The 18085-nt window shown below is 34.1% G+C and carries 17 protein-coding genes; 10 read left to right on the forward strand and 7 right to left on the reverse strand.

Annotated elements, in window-relative coordinates; translation table 11 throughout:
- Complete coding sequence (locus DBR39_RS02915; RefSeq protein WP_124530772.1) at window positions 1–474, reverse strand: hypothetical protein; 474 nt, start codon at window positions 472–474, stop codon at window positions 1–3.
- 125 nt (window positions 475–599) lie between these two features.
- Here DBR39_RS02915 and DBR39_RS02920 point away from each other — a divergent pair, with 125 nt between their 5' ends.
- Together DBR39_RS02920 and DBR39_RS02925 are read left to right on the forward strand one after the other, a co-directional pair.
- Window positions 600–821 carry a bacteriocin-like protein gene (locus DBR39_RS02920; RefSeq protein ID WP_124530773.1) on the forward strand — a complete coding sequence of 74 codons (222 nt, stop codon included), beginning with the start codon at window positions 600–602 and terminating at the stop codon, window positions 819–821.
- Between the two features lie 93 nt (window positions 822–914).
- Window positions 915–3044 carry a S9 family peptidase gene (locus tag DBR39_RS02925; protein ID WP_124530774.1) on the forward strand — a complete coding sequence of 710 codons (2130 nt, stop codon included), beginning with the start codon at window positions 915–917 and terminating at the stop codon, window positions 3042–3044.
- 74 nt (window positions 3045–3118) lie between these two features.
- On the opposite strand, the gene DBR39_RS02930 is transcribed toward DBR39_RS02925, so the two are convergent.
- From DBR39_RS02930 to DBR39_RS24120, 3 genes are read right to left on the reverse strand one after another with little or no spacing between them, the layout of a single operon-like run.
- The gene (locus tag DBR39_RS02930; protein WP_124530775.1) at window positions 3119–3943 is read right to left on the reverse strand and encodes a GLPGLI family protein; all 825 of its coding nucleotides are present in this window, start codon (window positions 3941–3943) and stop codon (window positions 3119–3121) included.
- Between the two features lie 10 nt (window positions 3944–3953).
- Window positions 3954–5462 carry a thioredoxin domain-containing protein gene (locus DBR39_RS02935; protein WP_124530776.1) on the reverse strand — a complete coding sequence of 503 codons (1509 nt, stop codon included), beginning with the start codon at window positions 5460–5462 and terminating at the stop codon, window positions 3954–3956.
- Window positions 5463–5519: 57 nt separating this feature from the next.
- Window positions 5520–5672: a hypothetical protein gene (locus DBR39_RS24120; RefSeq protein ID WP_185147121.1), complete on the reverse strand. Its 153-nt coding sequence runs from the start codon at window positions 5670–5672 to the stop codon at window positions 5520–5522.
- 187 nt (window positions 5673–5859) lie between these two features.
- Here DBR39_RS24120 and DBR39_RS02940 point away from each other — a divergent pair, with 187 nt between their 5' ends.
- The 8 genes from DBR39_RS02940 to recG all read left to right on the forward strand — a co-directional run bounded on the left by DBR39_RS02940 (window position 5860) and on the right by recG (window position 15537).
- Entirely contained in the window at window positions 5860–6228 is a 369-nt protein-coding gene (locus tag DBR39_RS02940; RefSeq protein WP_124530777.1) for a helix-turn-helix domain-containing protein, read from the forward strand.
- Between the two features lie 177 nt (window positions 6229–6405).
- The gene (locus tag DBR39_RS02945) at window positions 6406–8061 is read left to right on the forward strand and encodes a peptide MFS transporter (protein WP_124530778.1); all 1656 of its coding nucleotides are present in this window, start codon (window positions 6406–6408) and stop codon (window positions 8059–8061) included.
- A 132-nt stretch (window positions 8062–8193) separates the two neighbouring features.
- Window positions 8194–9948 carry a peptide MFS transporter gene (locus DBR39_RS02950; RefSeq protein ID WP_124530779.1) on the forward strand — a complete coding sequence of 585 codons (1755 nt, stop codon included), beginning with the start codon at window positions 8194–8196 and terminating at the stop codon, window positions 9946–9948.
- Between the two features lie 59 nt (window positions 9949–10007).
- On the forward strand, window positions 10008–10352 hold the full coding sequence (locus tag DBR39_RS02955; protein ID WP_228447754.1) for a hypothetical protein: 345 nt from the start codon (window positions 10008–10010) through the stop codon (window positions 10350–10352).
- 69 nt (window positions 10353–10421) lie between these two features.
- On the forward strand, window positions 10422–11933 hold the full coding sequence (locus tag DBR39_RS02960; RefSeq protein ID WP_124530780.1) for a peptide MFS transporter: 1512 nt from the start codon (window positions 10422–10424) through the stop codon (window positions 11931–11933).
- A gap of 42 nt (window positions 11934–11975) precedes the next feature.
- Entirely contained in the window at window positions 11976–12509 is a 534-nt protein-coding gene (locus DBR39_RS02965) for a thioredoxin family protein (protein ID WP_124530781.1), read from the forward strand.
- Between the two features lie 207 nt (window positions 12510–12716).
- Window positions 12717–13340, forward strand: a complete 624-nt coding sequence (locus DBR39_RS02970; RefSeq protein ID WP_124530782.1) for a hypothetical protein — start codon at window positions 12717–12719, stop codon at window positions 13338–13340.
- A gap of 109 nt (window positions 13341–13449) precedes the next feature.
- Window positions 13450–15537 carry an ATP-dependent DNA helicase RecG gene (gene recG, locus DBR39_RS02975; protein WP_124530783.1) on the forward strand — a complete coding sequence of 696 codons (2088 nt, stop codon included), beginning with the start codon at window positions 13450–13452 and terminating at the stop codon, window positions 15535–15537.
- Between the two features lie 618 nt (window positions 15538–16155).
- Here the strand turns inward: recG and DBR39_RS02980 are convergent.
- The 3 genes from DBR39_RS02980 to DBR39_RS02990 all read right to left on the reverse strand — a co-directional run bounded on the left by DBR39_RS02980 (window position 16156) and on the right by DBR39_RS02990 (window position 17975).
- Window positions 16156–16602 carry a response regulator gene (locus DBR39_RS02980; protein WP_124530784.1) on the reverse strand — a complete coding sequence of 149 codons (447 nt, stop codon included), beginning with the start codon at window positions 16600–16602 and terminating at the stop codon, window positions 16156–16158.
- A complete protein-coding gene (locus DBR39_RS02985) occupies window positions 16595–17176 on the reverse strand; it encodes a helix-turn-helix domain-containing protein (RefSeq protein WP_124530785.1) in 582 nt (193 codons plus the stop codon). Before DBR39_RS02985 ends, DBR39_RS02980 begins: the two co-directional genes overlap by 8 nt.
- A gap of 295 nt (window positions 17177–17471) precedes the next feature.
- Entirely contained in the window at window positions 17472–17975 is a 504-nt protein-coding gene (locus DBR39_RS02990) for a GNAT family N-acetyltransferase (protein WP_124530786.1), read from the reverse strand.
- Window positions 17976–18085 lie beyond the last annotated feature (110 nt).

An 18085-nucleotide genomic window follows, 5' to 3' on the forward strand; every position in this document is an offset into this window, starting at 1 on the left:
TTAAGATTTTGGCAGGGATACCCCTAATTCATATACGCAGGCGTGCTTCAAATATTTTGAACGCTCTCTCGATGTTACCGACTCAAAATGATCATTCTTGATTACAATGATCGGATCTTCTATATTTTCAATTTCAAAATTGGCAAAATAGCGCTCATCCGGGCTGGTCTTATCATTTTTAGCCTTTATTTTCTGCAGTTCATCTGCATATTTTCTGAATCCGGGGTCTGAGGAATGGATAAATTTGTATTCATCACCTGCATATACATAGTAATGAATCTTTTTCTCAATTAAACCTCCTTCATCTGTAATTTCGGGATTATCATTTCCATCTCTAAATACTACTTCCACCAATGTACCTCCTTTCTTATGAGCACATTCTTCGGCATCATTAAAACTTGAAAAACCTGTATAAACAATCTGGTCTTTCAATACATAACGGTTTAGTTTCTGGTTATATGCATTTGTTTCCATAATTATTATTGAATTTGATTTATAATTATTACATATTCAATTTTTTTGCCAAATTGCCTTTTTTCTGAATTTCATTACTGAATATTTTTTATTACTTTAGAGTTGAAAAACTAAAAATATTTACCATGAAAAATGTCAAAAAAATGTCAAGATTACAATTAAAGGAAGTACACGGAGGTGTTTTACCCGGAATGAGAAGATGTGTAGACGAAGTTACCTGTAAGCTAAGAACCTGGTGGATTGGAGGAGGATTAGATTCTCCCTGCACTGCTACGTACCCTTTCTGTGCGCCTGAAGGATATTACCCGCCAGAAACCGGAGATCCGGGAACGATGCATGAAGCTTAATGACAATACAGAATCAGGACTTGAAGTCCTGATTTTTATTTTATATGGTTATATAAGTAAGAATTATTAAATTTGGAAGTATTAAAATTAGAAATGAAAAAACTCCTCTTAACTCTTACTGTTGCAGCTGTATTCCAAAGTGTATCAGCACAGGAAATCACTTTAGATAAAATATATTCAGGATATTACCGTGGAAAAGGGATCGCAGGGATCACTTCCATGAAAAACGGTGAAAATTATCTGGTCATCGAATCATCGGGAATTGCAAAATATTCTTACAAAACTTCTCAGAAAGAGGGAAATCTTGTAAACGGAAGATTTGAAAGCTATATTTTTTCTGATGATGAATCTAAAATCCTTTTACAGACAGGAAGCCAGCCTATCTACAGACATTCTTTTCTTGGGAAGTTTGATGTAAAAGATTTAAAATCCGGAAAAGTAATCAGCCTGAACGATGGTAAAACAGTTCAGGAACCAACATTTTCACCAGATGCAACGAAAGTAGCATTCATTTCTGACAACAATTTATTCTATCAGGACCTTTCCTCAGGAAAAATCACCCAGGTTACTACTGATGGTAAAAAGAATTCCATCCTGAATGGTTTGGCAGACTGGGTATATGAAGAGGAATTCGGACATGCAAGACAGTATGAATGGACCAAAAATTCTGATGCCATCGTGTTTGTAAAATCTGATGAAAGCCAGGTTCCGGAAATCTATATTCCGATCTACGGAAAAAGTCTTTATCCGGCTGAAATGCGTTATAAATATCCAAAAGCGGGTGAGAAAAACGCTGTAGTTTCTGCACAGTTGTACCGTCTTGACAATGGGAAAACAACACCGCTGAATTTAGGTTCTTTCAAAAATTATTACATCCCGAATGTATTCCAGACAGCAAAAGCTGATGAAATTGTTTTAATTACTTCTGAGAGAATTCAGAATGCTTCAGATATTTTAAAAGTAAATACAAAAACAGGAGCGGTTCAGAAATTATTCACCGAAACGGATGATAAATGGATCGATACCGATAGCCCAACTCTTGAATTCCTTGAAGATGATTCTTTCCTTTGGGCTTCTGAAAGAGACGGAAACCGCCACCTTTACTGGTATGACAAAGATGGTAAGCTTAAAAAGCAAATCACAAAAGGCAACTGGGAGGTAACTGACTATTATGGATTCAATCCAAAATCAAAAGAAATTTACGTTCAGACTACCGAGAAAGGAAGTATCAATAAGGTTGTTTCCAAAGTAAATATTGAAAGCGGAAAAGCTCAGCTGATCTCCAATGCGGAAGGAAATAATTCTGCTAACTTCAGCAAAAACTATAATTATTTTATTGAGACCTCTTCTACTGCATCAAAACCTTACACTTATGTTTTAAAAGACGGTAACGGAAAAGTGGTAAAAGAACTTCAAAATAACAACGATCAGCTACAGAAATTAAAAACGGATAATTTTGCTGAAAAAGAATTCATCACGATTCCAAATGCTGCAGGCGATCAGATGAACGCGTGGATCATGAAGCCTAAAAACTTTGATCCTAATAAAAAATATCCTCTGTTTATGTTCCAGTACTCAGGACCGGGCTCTCAGCAGGTTGCGAACTCATGGGATAACGGAAATGCAATGTGGTTCAATCATCTTGTGCAAAAAGGATATATTGTAGCTTGTGTAGACGGACGTGGAACCGGTTATAAAGGAGCTAAATACAAGAAAGTAACCTACATGAACCTAGGAAAATATGAGATTGAAGATCAGATCACTGCAGCAAAGTGGCTTGGAAACCAGTCTTATATTGATAAAAGCAGAATCGGAATGTTCGGATGGAGCTTCGGTGGTTATATGACCAGTTTGGCAATGACTAAAGGAGCAGATGTTTTCAAAGTGGGAATTGCTGTAGCACCGGTAACCAACTGGAGATATTATGATTCTGTATACACGGAAAGGTTCATGAGAACACCTCAGGAAAACCCTGATGGATATGATAAAAACTCACCAACAGAATATGCCAATCTGTTGAAAGGAAAATTCTTACTGATCCACGGAACGGCTGATGATAACGTTCACTTCCAAAACTCTATGGAATTCTCTGAAGCTTTGATTCAAAACAAAAAACAGTTTGATTTCATGGCTTACCCTGACAAAAACCACGGAATTTATGGTGGACAGACAAGACCGCAACTGTATCAGAAAATGACGGACTTCATCCTGAATAATTTATAATCAATCTTACAGATTAAAAATAAAAAATACCTTTCAAGCTTTGAAAGGTATTTTTATTTAGTACTATAAATTTATCAAGGATATTTTACAGCTTTATCAAGTTCTATAGGATTATTAAAGGCTTTTAATTTTTTTCTTTCGTTGGCCTCAGCGGGTTTCAGTTCCTCTTTTGTAAGGATCGTCCCATCATCAAGCTGTAATTTCTTTCCTTCAGGTAAAGTCAGTCTTCCATTCATTATATATTTGAAAGGGTTATCATACAACTCTAATCTCAATTTATTCAATTTAGCATGATCCACAGGAATTGCTCTGGAAATAGAATTCTCTAAAGAAATCCGTTTGTATGAATCCTGAATTTTTTCACTTTTAATGATTTTGAAATAATAGTTCTTTTTCACATCATATAATTCCATAATCAATCCGGGTAAACCATTAAATTTATACGGTCCATAAGGAATTGGGATATCTTTGGAAAACCATGCTACCCAACTTCTTCCTCCAAACTCAGTTACCGCTTTTTGAACCTGGTACCCACCAAATGTTTTGGTACTGTCTGAAATTTTCCAGTTCTGCTGTGCCTTTTCATTAATTTTATAAAAATTCACATCCCCTATATATTCATAGTTCTGATATTCATTGCTATTATTTTTTTTTATCAGAAATGAAGTCAGTTTGTACCCTTTATAGCCGTATTGATTTTTAGCTGCAAATAATGAATCATTGACATAATAGAATCTATTATAATAGGCGATATCATCGGGTGTAGTATCAAGATTAAAATTTTCCTTTATTAGGTTTTCAGAAGTAGAATCCTTCTTAGAAGTTACTTCATATATAAATCTGTTACTTTGTGAAAAACAAATAAATGTTCCAAATAATAAAAATAGTAGCTTTTTCATAATTTAATGTTTATCCCATCATCTCTGATATGAAATATTCAAGATCTGCCCTGTCATATTCTATAGGATATTGATATCCGTTAATAAAAATATCCGGTGTAAAATTAATATCATTGATGTTTCTCCATTTTTTCTGATTATTTAAGATAGAGATGACATTCTCCTGATTTTTAAACAAATGAGAATACTTGTTGTTCCAATTATTAATTTCTTTTTTATCTGTTCTTATATTGTACCACTCTTCCAGTGCCACAAAAAACATTGTTTTATCTTCCGAGTTTTCATAGATACAGGCCATATTTATATATGTAGAACGTAATTCCTCAGAAAAATTGTCCAGATCTGCATCTAATACCAGTCGAATATTAATTTTATTGCTGTAGTTATATATGATCCTCATAAATGTAGGATAAAATTCTTTACAATATTTACACGAAGGATTGGTCACTAAAGTTAATGTTAAATTTGAATCAGCAGTTCCAAAATTAAAAGAACTTAAAAAATCATCATTAAGTGTTTTCTTTTGAATTGCAAGATTATTTCTAAAGAAAGTATAATTCTTTTTAAACCTTGAATTTTTTACAATCTCTTCTTTCAGTTTATTATTCCAGTTTATTTTTTCCTTTAAATAAAGAAGAAACAAAGCAGAAGCCAAAACAAAGAGCCCATACAAAACAATAGAAAACGGATTGATCTTTACAAATGGGTTCGGTAAAAAGAACAAAAGAGCCAGCTGGGCATACACACAGACTATGATACCAATACAAACCGGACATAGTTTTTTAATAACAATAATCTGGTAGTACAATGAAACAAATGAAATGGGTATAAAAAGGTAAAATATATACTTATATATAAAATAATAAAAACTCAGATCTTTGTAAATAGCTAAAACTATAAAACTAATAATTTGAGAGAAAAAGAATAATAAAGAGATCTCAGATATATCGAAAAATTTCCACTTCTTATAATTAAATACATAATCACAATCTGTTTTCAACATTTTATTCTGACATACCCCTAAAGGTATGATTGTTCCCTTACCATGAGTTTTTTTGTAGGCTTCATAAGAAAAAAAAATCCCTAAAAATGAAAGCGATAAAAATGCGATCCCTGTATACAAGAAAGAAAAATCCAATAATAAAACAGATAATACGAGAGCACCCAATAAAATAGCACTCCATAAGAAAAGGTTATTTTTCTTCTTTTCGTTATAAAAGCTTTCTGATTTATCAACTAATAAAACAACATTAGACGCTGAAATATCATAGTTTTTTTTGTCTTCTAATTTAAAGCCTTCATCATTAATAGAAATAAAGTTTTTGGGCAACAATTCAATATCTTCTTCATCTATTTCAAAAACAGAACAATCAATATTAAAAAAATGTAGCGTATCGGAAAAAGACAGAATATTAGGAAATTCCGGATGACCATTTAATTGATATTCAAACTCATTCTTATCAACATGAATATCAATAAGACTTAAATAGCTGGTTAATATATTAGTATTTTTTGACATAAATATAAAAGTTAATCAGCAATAGAAATTCTATTGCTGATTATTTTTAAAGGTTGACTAACAGCAAGAACCTCCGCATCTTGCACTACCATCTCCAGCACAGCCAGCTTGTACACAACCGCACTCTACTTCTCCACCTCCAATTCCAATTGGTCCTGGCCCTTGAATGATTTTTCCTCCTTTAAGTGATCTTAACTCATTTCTTGACAAACTTGCTTTCTTAATTTTTAAAGAATTGCTTTTCATAATGTTTTAATTAAATATTCTGTGTCATTATTGACTTTTCAAAACTATAAATTAAATCTTCCAATAAAATAAATAGTCCAGGCATTTTTCTGGTATATTTCTTGCAAAAGTTGTACATGTTTTGCATATTTGTAATAGACATTAAGAAATAATGAAGCAAGAAAAACTAAAAAACCTACGAAAACTCAAAGGCATCTCTCAAGAGAAGATGGCGAAAATTTTATCTACTGATCCTTCAAATTATTCCCGGAAAGAACGGGGTGAAGTAAGGATACATGAAGATGAATGGAAGAAAATAGCTGAATCGCTCAGTGTTCCTATTTCTGATATTAAAGAAGAGGAAGAAAGAGTAATCAGTAATAATAATTCCACATTCAAAGATACTTCCCAATATCAGTACACTCAAAACTTCAATTCTTCATTAATTGAAAATTTACAAGACTATATTGGCTTCCTAAAACAAAAGATTAGTGAATTAAATGAAGAAAACCAAGTACTAAAATCTCAAAATGGATTTTAGCCCATAGATTTTTCTATAATAATCTAATTGTATAGTATCATTTATGAATAATTAATGTCCCTTTCATTTTTCATGAGAGGGATTTCTTATTTATTTCATTAATCGTTTAGGCAAGTATTATTTATTTTATCAATTAAAATTAAAAACTTATTTTTGGGAAATTTGAAAATTGAATATATGAAGACTAAACATCCTAAAGGGCTGCCCTTTCTCTTTTTTACAGAAATGTGGGAGCGTTTCGGGTACTACCTGATTCTTGGAATCTTTGTTCTGTATGTTATTGAGCCTACCGGAATGAAAGGAGGGCTTGGGCTGCCAGACAAAACTGCTGATGACATTTTCGGAACCTATATTGCACTAACTTATCTGACTCCATTCATTGGAGGATTCCTTGCAGACAGAGTTTTAGGATATATCAAATCTATTTATATTGGTGGTTTTTTAATGGCTGCAGGATATATAGGAATGGGTGTTTTTAAGGATTTACCTTTGTTTTATACCTCGCTGGCTTTAATTATTATTGGAAATGGTTTCTTTAAACCAACTATTTCGACCTTATTAGGAAATCTTTATTCTGAAGAACCTTATAAAGCCAATAAAGACTCCGGGTATAATATTTTCTATATGGGAATCAATATCGGAGCATTTATCTGTAACATTATTGCAGCTTTCATGCGTAACAAGTTCGGTTGGGGCGAGGCTTTCATCACTGCTGGAGTCGGAATGCTTATTGGTATGGTTATTTTTACGATCGGAAGAAAGCACTACATTCATGCTGCACAGATGAAACCTGTACAGGAAGGAGATACAAAGCTTTCAGAAATTATGCTAAAAGTATTTGTTCCCGCTATAGTTGCCGGTGCAATAGGCTGGTTTATTCCCAACAATATCTTCGGAAGTGACAGTACGGATGCCTTTATCTTTGCATGCGTTCCTGTAATTTACTTTTATGCCTCTCTTTACTTTAAAGCTAAACCTGACGAAAAAGCACCTATCGGAGCATTACTTTCTGTATTCCTGATCAGTATGTTCTTCTGGGCTGTTTTCAAGCAGAACGGGACAGCTTTAACGAGATGGGCAAATTATTATACGGACAGAAGTGTTCCTGCCTCTCTTGAAAAGCCATTGGAAGGAATCTATATGGTGGAAGGAAAAAGCTATGAGAACAAAGAAACTCCTGTTTATGACAATCAGTTCCGTTCTCAAAAGGATGACAAAGGAGAAACGAAAAAGGAAACAGGAAAAGATGTTTACTTTAAAAACATTTCGCCTGAACAGCGTGCCGCCCTTGAGAAAAATCCAGAGAGCAAAGTATACCTTTACAATACTGAATTATTTCAGTCTATCAATCCGTTCTGGGTTATTGCACTGACCCCTGTTATTGTAGGATTCTGGGCCTTGTTGAGAAGAAAAGGAAAAGAACCACTGACCCCTACAAAAATTGTCTTAGGGCTTTTTATATCAGGACTTTCCTGTCTGGTGATGGTTTTAGCTGTCATGGCTGGAGATAACGGAACAGTAAAAGTTTCCCCTCTATGGCTGGTAGCCAGTTATGGTGTCATTACCATCGGTGAATTATGTCTGTCTCCAATGGGACTTTCCTTTGTATCGAAACTGTCTCCTGCGAGGATTACAGCATTGATGATGGGAGGTTTCTTCCTGGCCAACTCTGTTGGTAATAAGCTTTCAGGAATCTTAGCAAGTACGTGGTACAATTACGAAAACAAGACCAATTATTTCCTTGTGAATTTTGCTTTGTTAATATTTGCTACACTTTTAGGTCTTTCTATGTTAAAAAGACTGAACAAAATCATGAAGGAAAAAGGGCATTAATCCCTGATATTATAACGATTAGCAAGCTGCGGAACTCCTCCGCAGCTTTTTTATTTAAAAATAAAATTAAAACCTTGCCAAAAACCTAAAATAAACTATATTTGTCAGTCTTAACAAAAATTAACAATAGAAATGGATAATATTGAAGCATTGAGTCCGAAACCGGATGAATTTGTAGAGAGTAAGAATTCCAGGCATCCTAAAGGATTATGGGTTCTTTTCGGAACAGAAATGTGGGAGCGTTTCAACTTTTATGGAATGAGAGCTCTTTTGACGCTCTTCATGGTAAATTCCTTATTAATAAAAGAAGCTGATGCAGCGATCATCTATGGTGGATTTCTAGCTTTATGTTATTTAACACCTCTTTTAGGAGGGTTTATTGCTGATAAATATATTGGAAACAGATTTGCCATTATCATTGGTGGGTCATTAATGGCTATCGGTCAGTTTCTATTATTCATCAGTGCTTCTACCTTCTCGGCAGATTTGGGGAGTTCCAAAATGATTATGTGGCTGGCTTTATTCGTTATTATTTTTGGTAACGGATTCTTCAAACCGAATATTTCTTCAATGGTAGGAAGTCTTTATCCAAAACAGGAAAAGTCTAAACTGGATTCTGCTTTCACCATTTTCTATATGGGGATCAACATCGGAGCCTTCCTAGGTCAGTTTATCTGCCCATACGTAGGAGATGTAAAAGATGCTGCAACGGGAGTAAGAGATATTTTTGCTTTCAAATGGGGATTCTTAGCAGCTTCTATTGCAATGGTAATCGGAACAATAACATTCTTTATCCTTAAAAACAAATATGTAGTAACTCCGGAAGGAAGACCTATCGGAGGATTGCCTAAAAACAATACAAGTGCAGACTTCGAAGAAGGAGAAACGCAAACGGCTAAATTCTCAGGTCAGTCTTTAGGAATTACCGGGGGGATATTTATCATTCTCTTCTTTGCTTTCAGATATCTTCTTGTAGGAGAATTTGGATTTAAAGCAGTAGAAATGGGCCAGCTAATCAAAGGAATTATTTATCCTTTCATCTATGCAGCGGGTATTTCTTTAGCATTCCTGATCATGTCTTCTGCTGAAAACAAGATTGAGAAACAAAGAATCTGGGTAATCTATATTGTATCGTTCTTTATTATTTTCTTCTGGGCTGCATTCGAGCAGGCAGGTTCATCTTTAACATTTATAGCAGATAACCAGACAGACAGAAATATTTTTGGATGGAATATGCCTCCTTCAATGGTTCAGATCTTTAACGGAATTTTCGTAGTTCTATTAGCAGTTCCTTTCAGTTTATGTTGGGATAAGCTAAGAGCAAAAGGAAAAGAACCGGTATCTCCATTCAAACAAGCGATGGGATTAGCATTAATTGCTCTTTCTTATTTCATCATTGCACACAATGTAAAAGATCTTGGAAACTCGGGCTTATTAGCAATCAAATGGTTAATGCTTTTATACTTCATCCAGACTTGTGGTGAGCTTTGTCTTTCTCCAATTGGATTATCATTAGTAGGTAAACTGGCTCCAAAAAGATTTGCTTCATTATTGTATGGTGTTTTCTTTATCTCTAATGCTGCCGGATATGCTTTGGCAGGTTCATTGGGAGCACTTATCCCTGCAACAGGTGATAAATTCAAAAAAGCTCAAGAAATAGGAGTTAACCTTCAGGATGTTTTAGATAAAAAAGTAACTCTAACCGCTGACCAGGTAGCTGCTTTTGATAAAGCTCAACTTCCTTTACACAACCCTACTTTTGTAGGATTTGAAATTCATAACTTATTCGAATTCTTCATGGTATTCGTAGTACTTTGTGGTATCGCTTCTGTGATTTTAGGTTTAATTTCACCTATCTTAAAGAAAATGATGCACGGTGTAAACTAACTGCATTAACAAAATATGAATAAAACCTCTGCTAAGTCAGAGGTTTTTTTTATTTTCGTATGATGGAAATTTCCGAAGATTCTTTATTCCAATCCGTAAAGGAAATTGTTAGACAGTCGCGCGAAAAGGTTTTTCGAATTGCGAATTCTACGCTACTGCTTACCTACTGGCAGATTGGAAAACTTATTGTAAAAGATGAACAACAGGGAAAAGGAGTTGGTTATATGAACCTATCCAATATGCAAAAGTTTTACACAGCATTCCCAATTGTTGACACATTATCTCAACAATTGAGCTGGTCCTATTATAGATTCCTTTTACCCAAAATCGTAAAAAAGCAATTGATTTGCCAGCAAATATCTTTTGTACCTCCCCAAAGAAGAAAAATAAAAACAAATTATTGATCAGGACAGAATCCGTTTTGAACTGGATCAGAGAAATAAAAACCCTAATTAAAACAATCATATATCATTATGAGCTTAACTTTAGATGAAATACAAAATTTCAAAGGAAAATACCCTAGGCAAATCTGGAGCCTGTTTTTCTCTGAAATGTGGGAACGTTTCTGTTTCTACGGAATGCGCGGAATGCTGGTTTTCTTTATGATCTCCCAGCTTAATTTCCATGAAAAAGAAGCCAATCTTCAGTATGGTGCCACGCAGGCCTTTGTGTATGCTTTTACCTTTATAGGCGGCCTTTTTGCAGATAAAATCTTAGGATTCAGAAAATCCCTGTTTTGGGGAGGTCTTCTGATGATCGTAGGAAGTTTAATTCTTGCCACAGATCCACATAAGTTCTTTTTCTTAGGAATTGCATTCACTGTGGTGGGGACAGGTTTCTTCAAACCTAATATTTCATCAATGGTGGGACAGCTTTATAAACCTAATGATTCAAGAGCTGATGCCGGTTTTTCACTTTTCTATGCAGGAATTAATCTTGGAGCATTATTAGGAGGTTATTTATGCATTGCAATTGGGAAAGGAGAATTCCTAAGTAAAATCATTGCAGAAGAAATGAGATGGCATATTGCTTTCGGACTGGCTGCAGTAGTAATGGTGATAAGCTTAATTAACTTTGTGTTTACACAAAGAACATTAGGGACTATTGGTCTTCAGCCGGGACATCCTCTAGCAGAAACCAAAGCTGCTCCAATACCAAAATGGAAAGAATACGGAGTATATGTTCTCTCTTTAATTTTTGTACCCATCATTATGACTATGGTTGCAAAAACAGAATACACAGATTATTTCATGTGGACCATCGGGCCATTGACATTAATCTATTTATTTTATGAAATGTCTAAAGTAACCGCTTCAGAGCGTAAAAAGCTTTGGGCAGCTCTGGTTTTCATTATATTTTCAATTGTATTCTGGGGAATCTACGAACAAAGTGGAGGTTCTTTAAGTATTTTTGCCGCTAAGAATCTGAACAAAGATCTTTTCGGATTAGATCCTAATGGGGTAAATAACTCAGGGGGGGCTTTCTTCATCATTTTCCTCGCTCCATTGATCGGGCTTCTTTGGATATGGCTGAATAAAAGAAAAATTGAACCCAATACGATTATCAAATTTGGTTTAGGATTTATATTTCTGGGATTAGGATATTATGTCTTATTTGCTACCCGATTATTTGCAGACCTTCAGGGAATTACTTCATTGAATTTCTTCACCCTTGCATTATTAATCATTACTCTTGGGGAACTATGCCTCTCTCCTATCGGATTATCTATCATGACCAAGCTTTCTACGAAGAATCTTCAGGGAATGATGATGGGAATGTGGTTCCTTGCTTCGGCTTATGGGCAATATGTTGCTGGGATTATTGGAGCGAGTCTTGCTACCTCAAAAGAAGGTTCTACCAACTATAATGCTTTGATCACTTATACTGATGGATATAAACAATTAGGATTGTATGCGGTAATTGCCGGAGTGGTCTTAATTTTGATATCTCCGTACGTGAAAAAATTAATGCAGGAGGTCAAATAAAAAAATAAGTAATTATGCTTATTTTTACATAAATATCACAATATGAAGAAAATTTTAAGCATAGTTCTCTTATTACTATTGAATTTCAGTTTTGCCCAGATAAAGTGGATGACCATTGAAGAAGCTTTAAAAGCTCAAAAAGAAAATCCAAAAAAAATATTGATTGACTTTTATGCAGACTGGTGCGGTCCCTGCAAAATCATGGACAAAAAGACTTATGGACATCCTGTGATTGCTCAGATTTTAAATGAGAATTACTATCCTGTAAAATTCAATGCAGAAGAAAAGAAGAATGTTGAAATTTTCGGAAGAACATTTTCCAATCCTAATACTGAACATAAAAAAGGAAAAAATTCCCTGCATGAATTTACACAGTACATGAATGTAGGAGCAGTTCCAAGTACAGTATTTCTGGATGAGCATGGTGATCCTATCACTATTCTTCAGGGAGAATTGTCAGCCAAAGAACTTGAACCCTATCTGGAACTGATTTCTAAGGATTTATTTAAAAAAATTCGTACCAGAGAACAGTGGGAAGATTACCAGAAAAAATTTAAATCTAAGATCAAAGATTAATCCGAACCCCGGTTCAGATTTTTAAAGTATATCATGAAGGCTTCCATTTTTTTGGAAGTCTTTTTTATTGCTACTCACTTTAAATACAGTGTTTTCCCTTTACAAATTCAATAAAAATCCTCTAATGAATTTTTTGACAAATTACAATCTTTGTTCAAGAGTTAAGAAGCACTCTAGTATAATATTTAACTAAAAAACAAAGACATCATGAAAAATTCAAACATCCTGAAATTAGTTCTATTGATTTTAATGTATCAATATTCAAACGCACAAAAAATAGAAAAAGCGACTGTTATAAACTCTCCTAAAACAGTGATGCTATCCAAAAACAAACGGACCGACATTGCCATTGCACAATATACGGGAGGCAATATGATATTTTCAATTCCTAAAGAAACATTTCAAAAAGCAGTACAGGAAGCTGTAAAAGAGATGAATCCTAATATTACGGTGGATGATATTAAAATTGCAAAATCCAATATTGAAACCTATTATTTAGGAATCGTAACTCATAACAATTCCAAGGAAACAGCCACAATATTCCTGCCATTGGGCAATACAGGTAATTCACCTGACTATTTTTTTGTTCCCGGACCTGGGCATGTGGTTACCTGTATTAATATTACAGGATGTCCCTATAATTGTAGAATTGTAAAATATGGTTATCAAAACCAGTATACAGGCTGTAATTGTGGTGGCTTTGATCCCGGTGAACTTCCTGCAAATGGAAATACATCTACTTTAAGCTGTAATTTCAAGATCAACAAGGTCATTTTAGAAAAAGAACTGTGTATGGCTATTAAAATAAAAATAAACGCTTTTCAAGAATAATGATTCTCCCAAAACAGCGTTCTTTTCAACAAAAAAACCTCTTAAAAAAAATTTAAGAGGTTTTTATTTGTTCTAAGTTTTAACGATATTCGCACTGTAAAATTATTATCTGGAACTTAAGACCTCAATAGAATACGTCAAAGGCATCGGTCCTGAAAGAGCCAAACTCATCAAAAGTGTGTTAGGCTTATCTACTGTAGAAGATATGCTCAACTTCTATCCTATCCGCTATCTGGATAAAAGCAAGATTTATAAGATATCTCAGCTTCAGGAAGAAAGCAGCCAGGAACTACAATTTAAGGGAAGAATTACTCAGGTACAGGAAATCCAGACTGGTAAGACTAAAAGATTGTCTGCAAAATTCAATGACGATACCGGCAGTATGGATCTGGTATGGTTTCAGTATTCAAAATGGCTGAAAGAACAGCTTCCTATCAACAAAGAGGTTTATATTTTTGGAAAGATCAATGTTTTCAACCGTCAGTTTTCTATGCCGCACCCGGAAATAGAGGCTGAAGAGAGTAAAGAAGGTGATACGAGGCTTAAACCCATATATCCAAGTTCTGAAAAACTGACCAAAAGAGGTTTAAATCAACGGTTTTTTCAAAATGCTTTAAGAAATATCTGCAAAGAGATTCCGAATCTTATTGAAGAAAATTTCCCGGAATACCTGATGAAAACCTTTACATTCATGTCAAGACAGCATACTTTTCTGAATATTCATTTTCCTAAGGATATGGAGCATTTTGACAAGGCTGATTTCAGATTAAAATTTGAAGAATCATTCTTTTTTCAGTTGGGATATGGTTTAAAAAAACTTCATCATAAGACCCAGTCTTTTGGGAACTCATTTCCCATTATAGGGGATCATTTCAACGATTTTTATGAGAATTATCTTCCTTTTGAGCTTACCAATGCTCAGAAAAGAGTTTTAAAAGAAATCCGTATGGATATGAAAAGGCCGATTCAGATGAACAGGCTTTTGCAGGGAGATGTGGGTTCCGGAAAAACGATGGTAGCGCTTCTCACTATGCTTATCGCCATGGACAACGGTTTTCAGAGCTGCCTGATGGCTCCCACAGAAATTCTTGCCCAGCAGCATTATAACGGAATCAAAGAACTGCTAGAAAAGACAGGGATCAATATCCGCATTCTGACGGGTTCAACTAAAGCAGCAGAGAGAAGAATTATACATGAAGAGCTTGAAAACGGTACACTTTCTATTTTAGTAGGAACCCATGCTGTGCTAGAAGATAAGGTTAAATTTAAAAACCTTGGACTCGCCATCATTGATGAGCAGCATAGATTTGGAGTTGCTCAACGGGCGAAACTTTGGGCAAAAAATAAAATTCCTCCTCATATTTTGATAATGACTGCTACTCCTATCCCAAGGACTTTGGCAATGAGTTTTTATTCTGATCTGGATGTTTCTGTCATTGATGAAATGCCGGTGGGAAGAAAACCAATCATAACCGCTCACAGACGTGAAAAAGACAGAGTGTATGTTTATAACTTCTGTAAAGATGAAATAAAAAAAGGACGACAGGTCTATTTTGTATATCCGCTCATTGAAGAATCTGAAACGTTGGATTATAAAAACCTCATGGAAGGACTGGAACACGTCATGGAGTATTTTTCAGAATACAACGTAACCATGCTGCATGGAAAAATGAAGCCGGATGAAAAAGATGCTGCAATGGCCTATTTTGCTTCCGGAAAAGCCGAAATTATGGTCGCAACTACAGTGATTGAAGTAGGGGTAAATGTTCCCAATGCTTCTGTAATGGTGATTGAAAGTTCTGAAAGATTCGGGCTTTCACAGCTTCATCAGCTGAGAGGGCGTGTGGGAAGAGGTGCTGAGCAGAGCTACTGCATTCTGATGACTTCGGATAAATTGTCCAAGGAAAGCAGAACCCGTATCAAGACAATGACTGAAACAAATGATGGTTTTAAGATTTCTGAAGTGGATATGCAGCTTCGTGGTCCCGGAGACATTCTGGGTACACAGCAAAGTGGTGTGGTAGATTTTAAGAGACTTGATCTCATTAATGATTCAGCGATCATTAAAACAACAAAAAATACGGTAGAAAAAATCCTGGAAGCTGATCCTATGCTTTCCAGACCAGACAATCTGATTATCAAAAACTATTATATCAGATACTACAAGGGAAAAAATAAGTGGAGCAAAATATCATAAAAAAACCGCAGAAAAAAGATTTCCTGCGGCCCCCTTATAAAACTGTTATTTAGAAGAAATTACTTTTGGTCTCTCTATAAAAAATTTATTTTAATAGTCTTGGCTTAATATTTTGTGATGTGGTGTGAAAATATTTATATAAAATATATTATTTGAATAAGGTAAGGCCGCAACTATTAAAATAAATTTATAAAAAAACAAAATGAATTATTTTTTTTCCAACTTGCTTATTATAAAAACTAACTGTGTATAGGTGGAGATGAGGGAATGAAACGAATAAAAAATATCTCCAACTACTTTAAGTTTTCATGATTGTACCGTTTTGTTTAAAGATCTTCTGTGCTTTAAAATTGGAAAATTAATATAATCCATTTTGTTAACTAACATCGTGATTTATATAATTTTGTTTTTAGAAACAATTACTTCTCATTCATGAGTATCTTTTTCTATATAATGAAATTTGTGTCTGAGTTTACTTTTACAAATGTCAGAATATTAATTCGGATGCCTTTTATATTATTTTAATTATTAGTTATAAAATTTTCACTTATTTGTGAATAGTATGCATCAAATATGATTTACATTTTTTTAATATTGAATTAATAAATCCTTTATACATCATACTTTCAAAATAAAATTATCTTTATTCAATCCTGAAGTATGATACTGCCAATTGATGGTAATAATATCCGTAAGAGCTTTTTTAAACCTTTCAAAACACTCTGGTTTTTTCATATAAATATTGGCTCCTTTTACAAAAATATCTTCAATGTCATCTTCTGAAATCGGTTCAGAAAAAATGGCTGTTACCATGTTGTTGAATTTCACATTTGAATCTATTTCCTCAAGACATTCCAGACATTCTTTTCCGGGAATCGTATATTTTATGAAAACAAGCTCTGGAATTACAGCATCCTCATTATTCAGATATTTCATCAGATCTTTTCCGTTGCTGAAGCATTGAACTTTTATAGAGATTTTCAACTCTTTCAAAATGTTTTTAAAAAAAATCAAGGTGCTTTCATCGTTATCTGCTACTATTACGTTCAGAAATTCTTTATTCATACTGCATTTTAGGGTTTATTGCCGTGCTTTGGGCTCTTCTTCGTCTTCCAATAATCTTTTGAAACTGAGAGGGAGTGATTCCTGTTGTATTTTTAAATTGGGTACTCAAATGTGCCACACTAGAATAGTTCAGTTTATGGGCAATTTCTGTAAGGCTTTGCTTATTTCTTATGATCAGAGCTTTCGCATGCTCTATCTTTTGCAGAATAATAAAATTCTCGATAGAGGTATAGGCAACTTCCGAAAATAGGTTGGAAAGATAACCATAGCTGTGGTTCAGTTTCTCAGAAATATATATCGATGCTTTTACCGGTATGATCTCATTAGAAAAGACAAGTTCTACGATAGCATCTTTTATTTTTTGTACCAGAGCGGTTTTTTGACTTTCTATGATCTCAATACCATACTCTTCAAGATTTTGTTTAAAAAGATTGTGTTGTTCTTGTGTAAGGGGCTCATAGAATTCTACCTCACCGAAGTTCAGCAGCCTGTACTTCAGTCCGTGTTCTTTAAGTTTCTCGTCCAATATCTTTTTGCAAAGAGCATTGAAATCAAATTTAACATACATTTTCATCCTAGTATATATAAGCCGTTTAATTTTAGTAAATATAATAATTTATTTCAATTAAATGTGAAATAGGTGTATATTTTTTTATTTTGACGTATATACGCAAAAACTCCTGTATTATTGAATACAGGAATTTAAACACTAAGGATGAAAAAAATATACTGATAAAAAGCTGAGTCAGCTCAAAACCAAGCATATGAATGTATTGTTATAAGTGATTTGGTTCTGAAGCAAAGATGATTCAAAAAAAGAAGTCACTTGTTATAGAATTACAGGATAAAGTTACAAAATTTTAAGTCAATTATAAGTGAATTAGAAATTCCATCAGATAATCATCCATTACATATCCGTTCCCGATATCAAAAACACCTTCACCATAAACCCTGTATCCTTGGGACTCGTAGAAGTTTCTGGCGGAATTGAATTTATTGACATTCAAAATAATTCTATGATTTCCGTTTTCAGAAACTTTTTCATTCAGAAACTGAAGTGCTTTTTTACCAAATCCTTTTCCCTTACTTTCCGGGACAAGATAAATACGGTGAAGCTTGGTTGTATTTTCTTCATAATTATGCTCGTAACCGATAAACCCTTCATAGCTATCACTGTTTTCATCCTGAATCATATAATAATGGTAATGAGGATTTTGAAAATGAGTTAGAATTTCGGTTTCAGAATACATTTCAGAAAGCATATACTCCATCTGTTCTTTGGAAAGAATATCTGCGTAAGCATTTTCCCATGATCTGCGTGCCAGATCCTGGATTAGCTGAATATCCACTGCTGTTGCCTGTCTTAATTTCATGATTTATTATATTATGATGATTAAAAAAAGTGAAAAGCCTAAACTTTTCACCTTTTATATTTTCAATAGTGCATTGTTGAATTTTAAAGCAATATTAAAATTCATTTTCC

Origin of the sequence: Chryseobacterium sp. KBW03 (assembly GCF_003852415.1) — a bacterium.
Classification (GTDB): Bacteria; Bacteroidota; Bacteroidia; order Flavobacteriales; family Weeksellaceae; genus Chryseobacterium; species Chryseobacterium viscerum.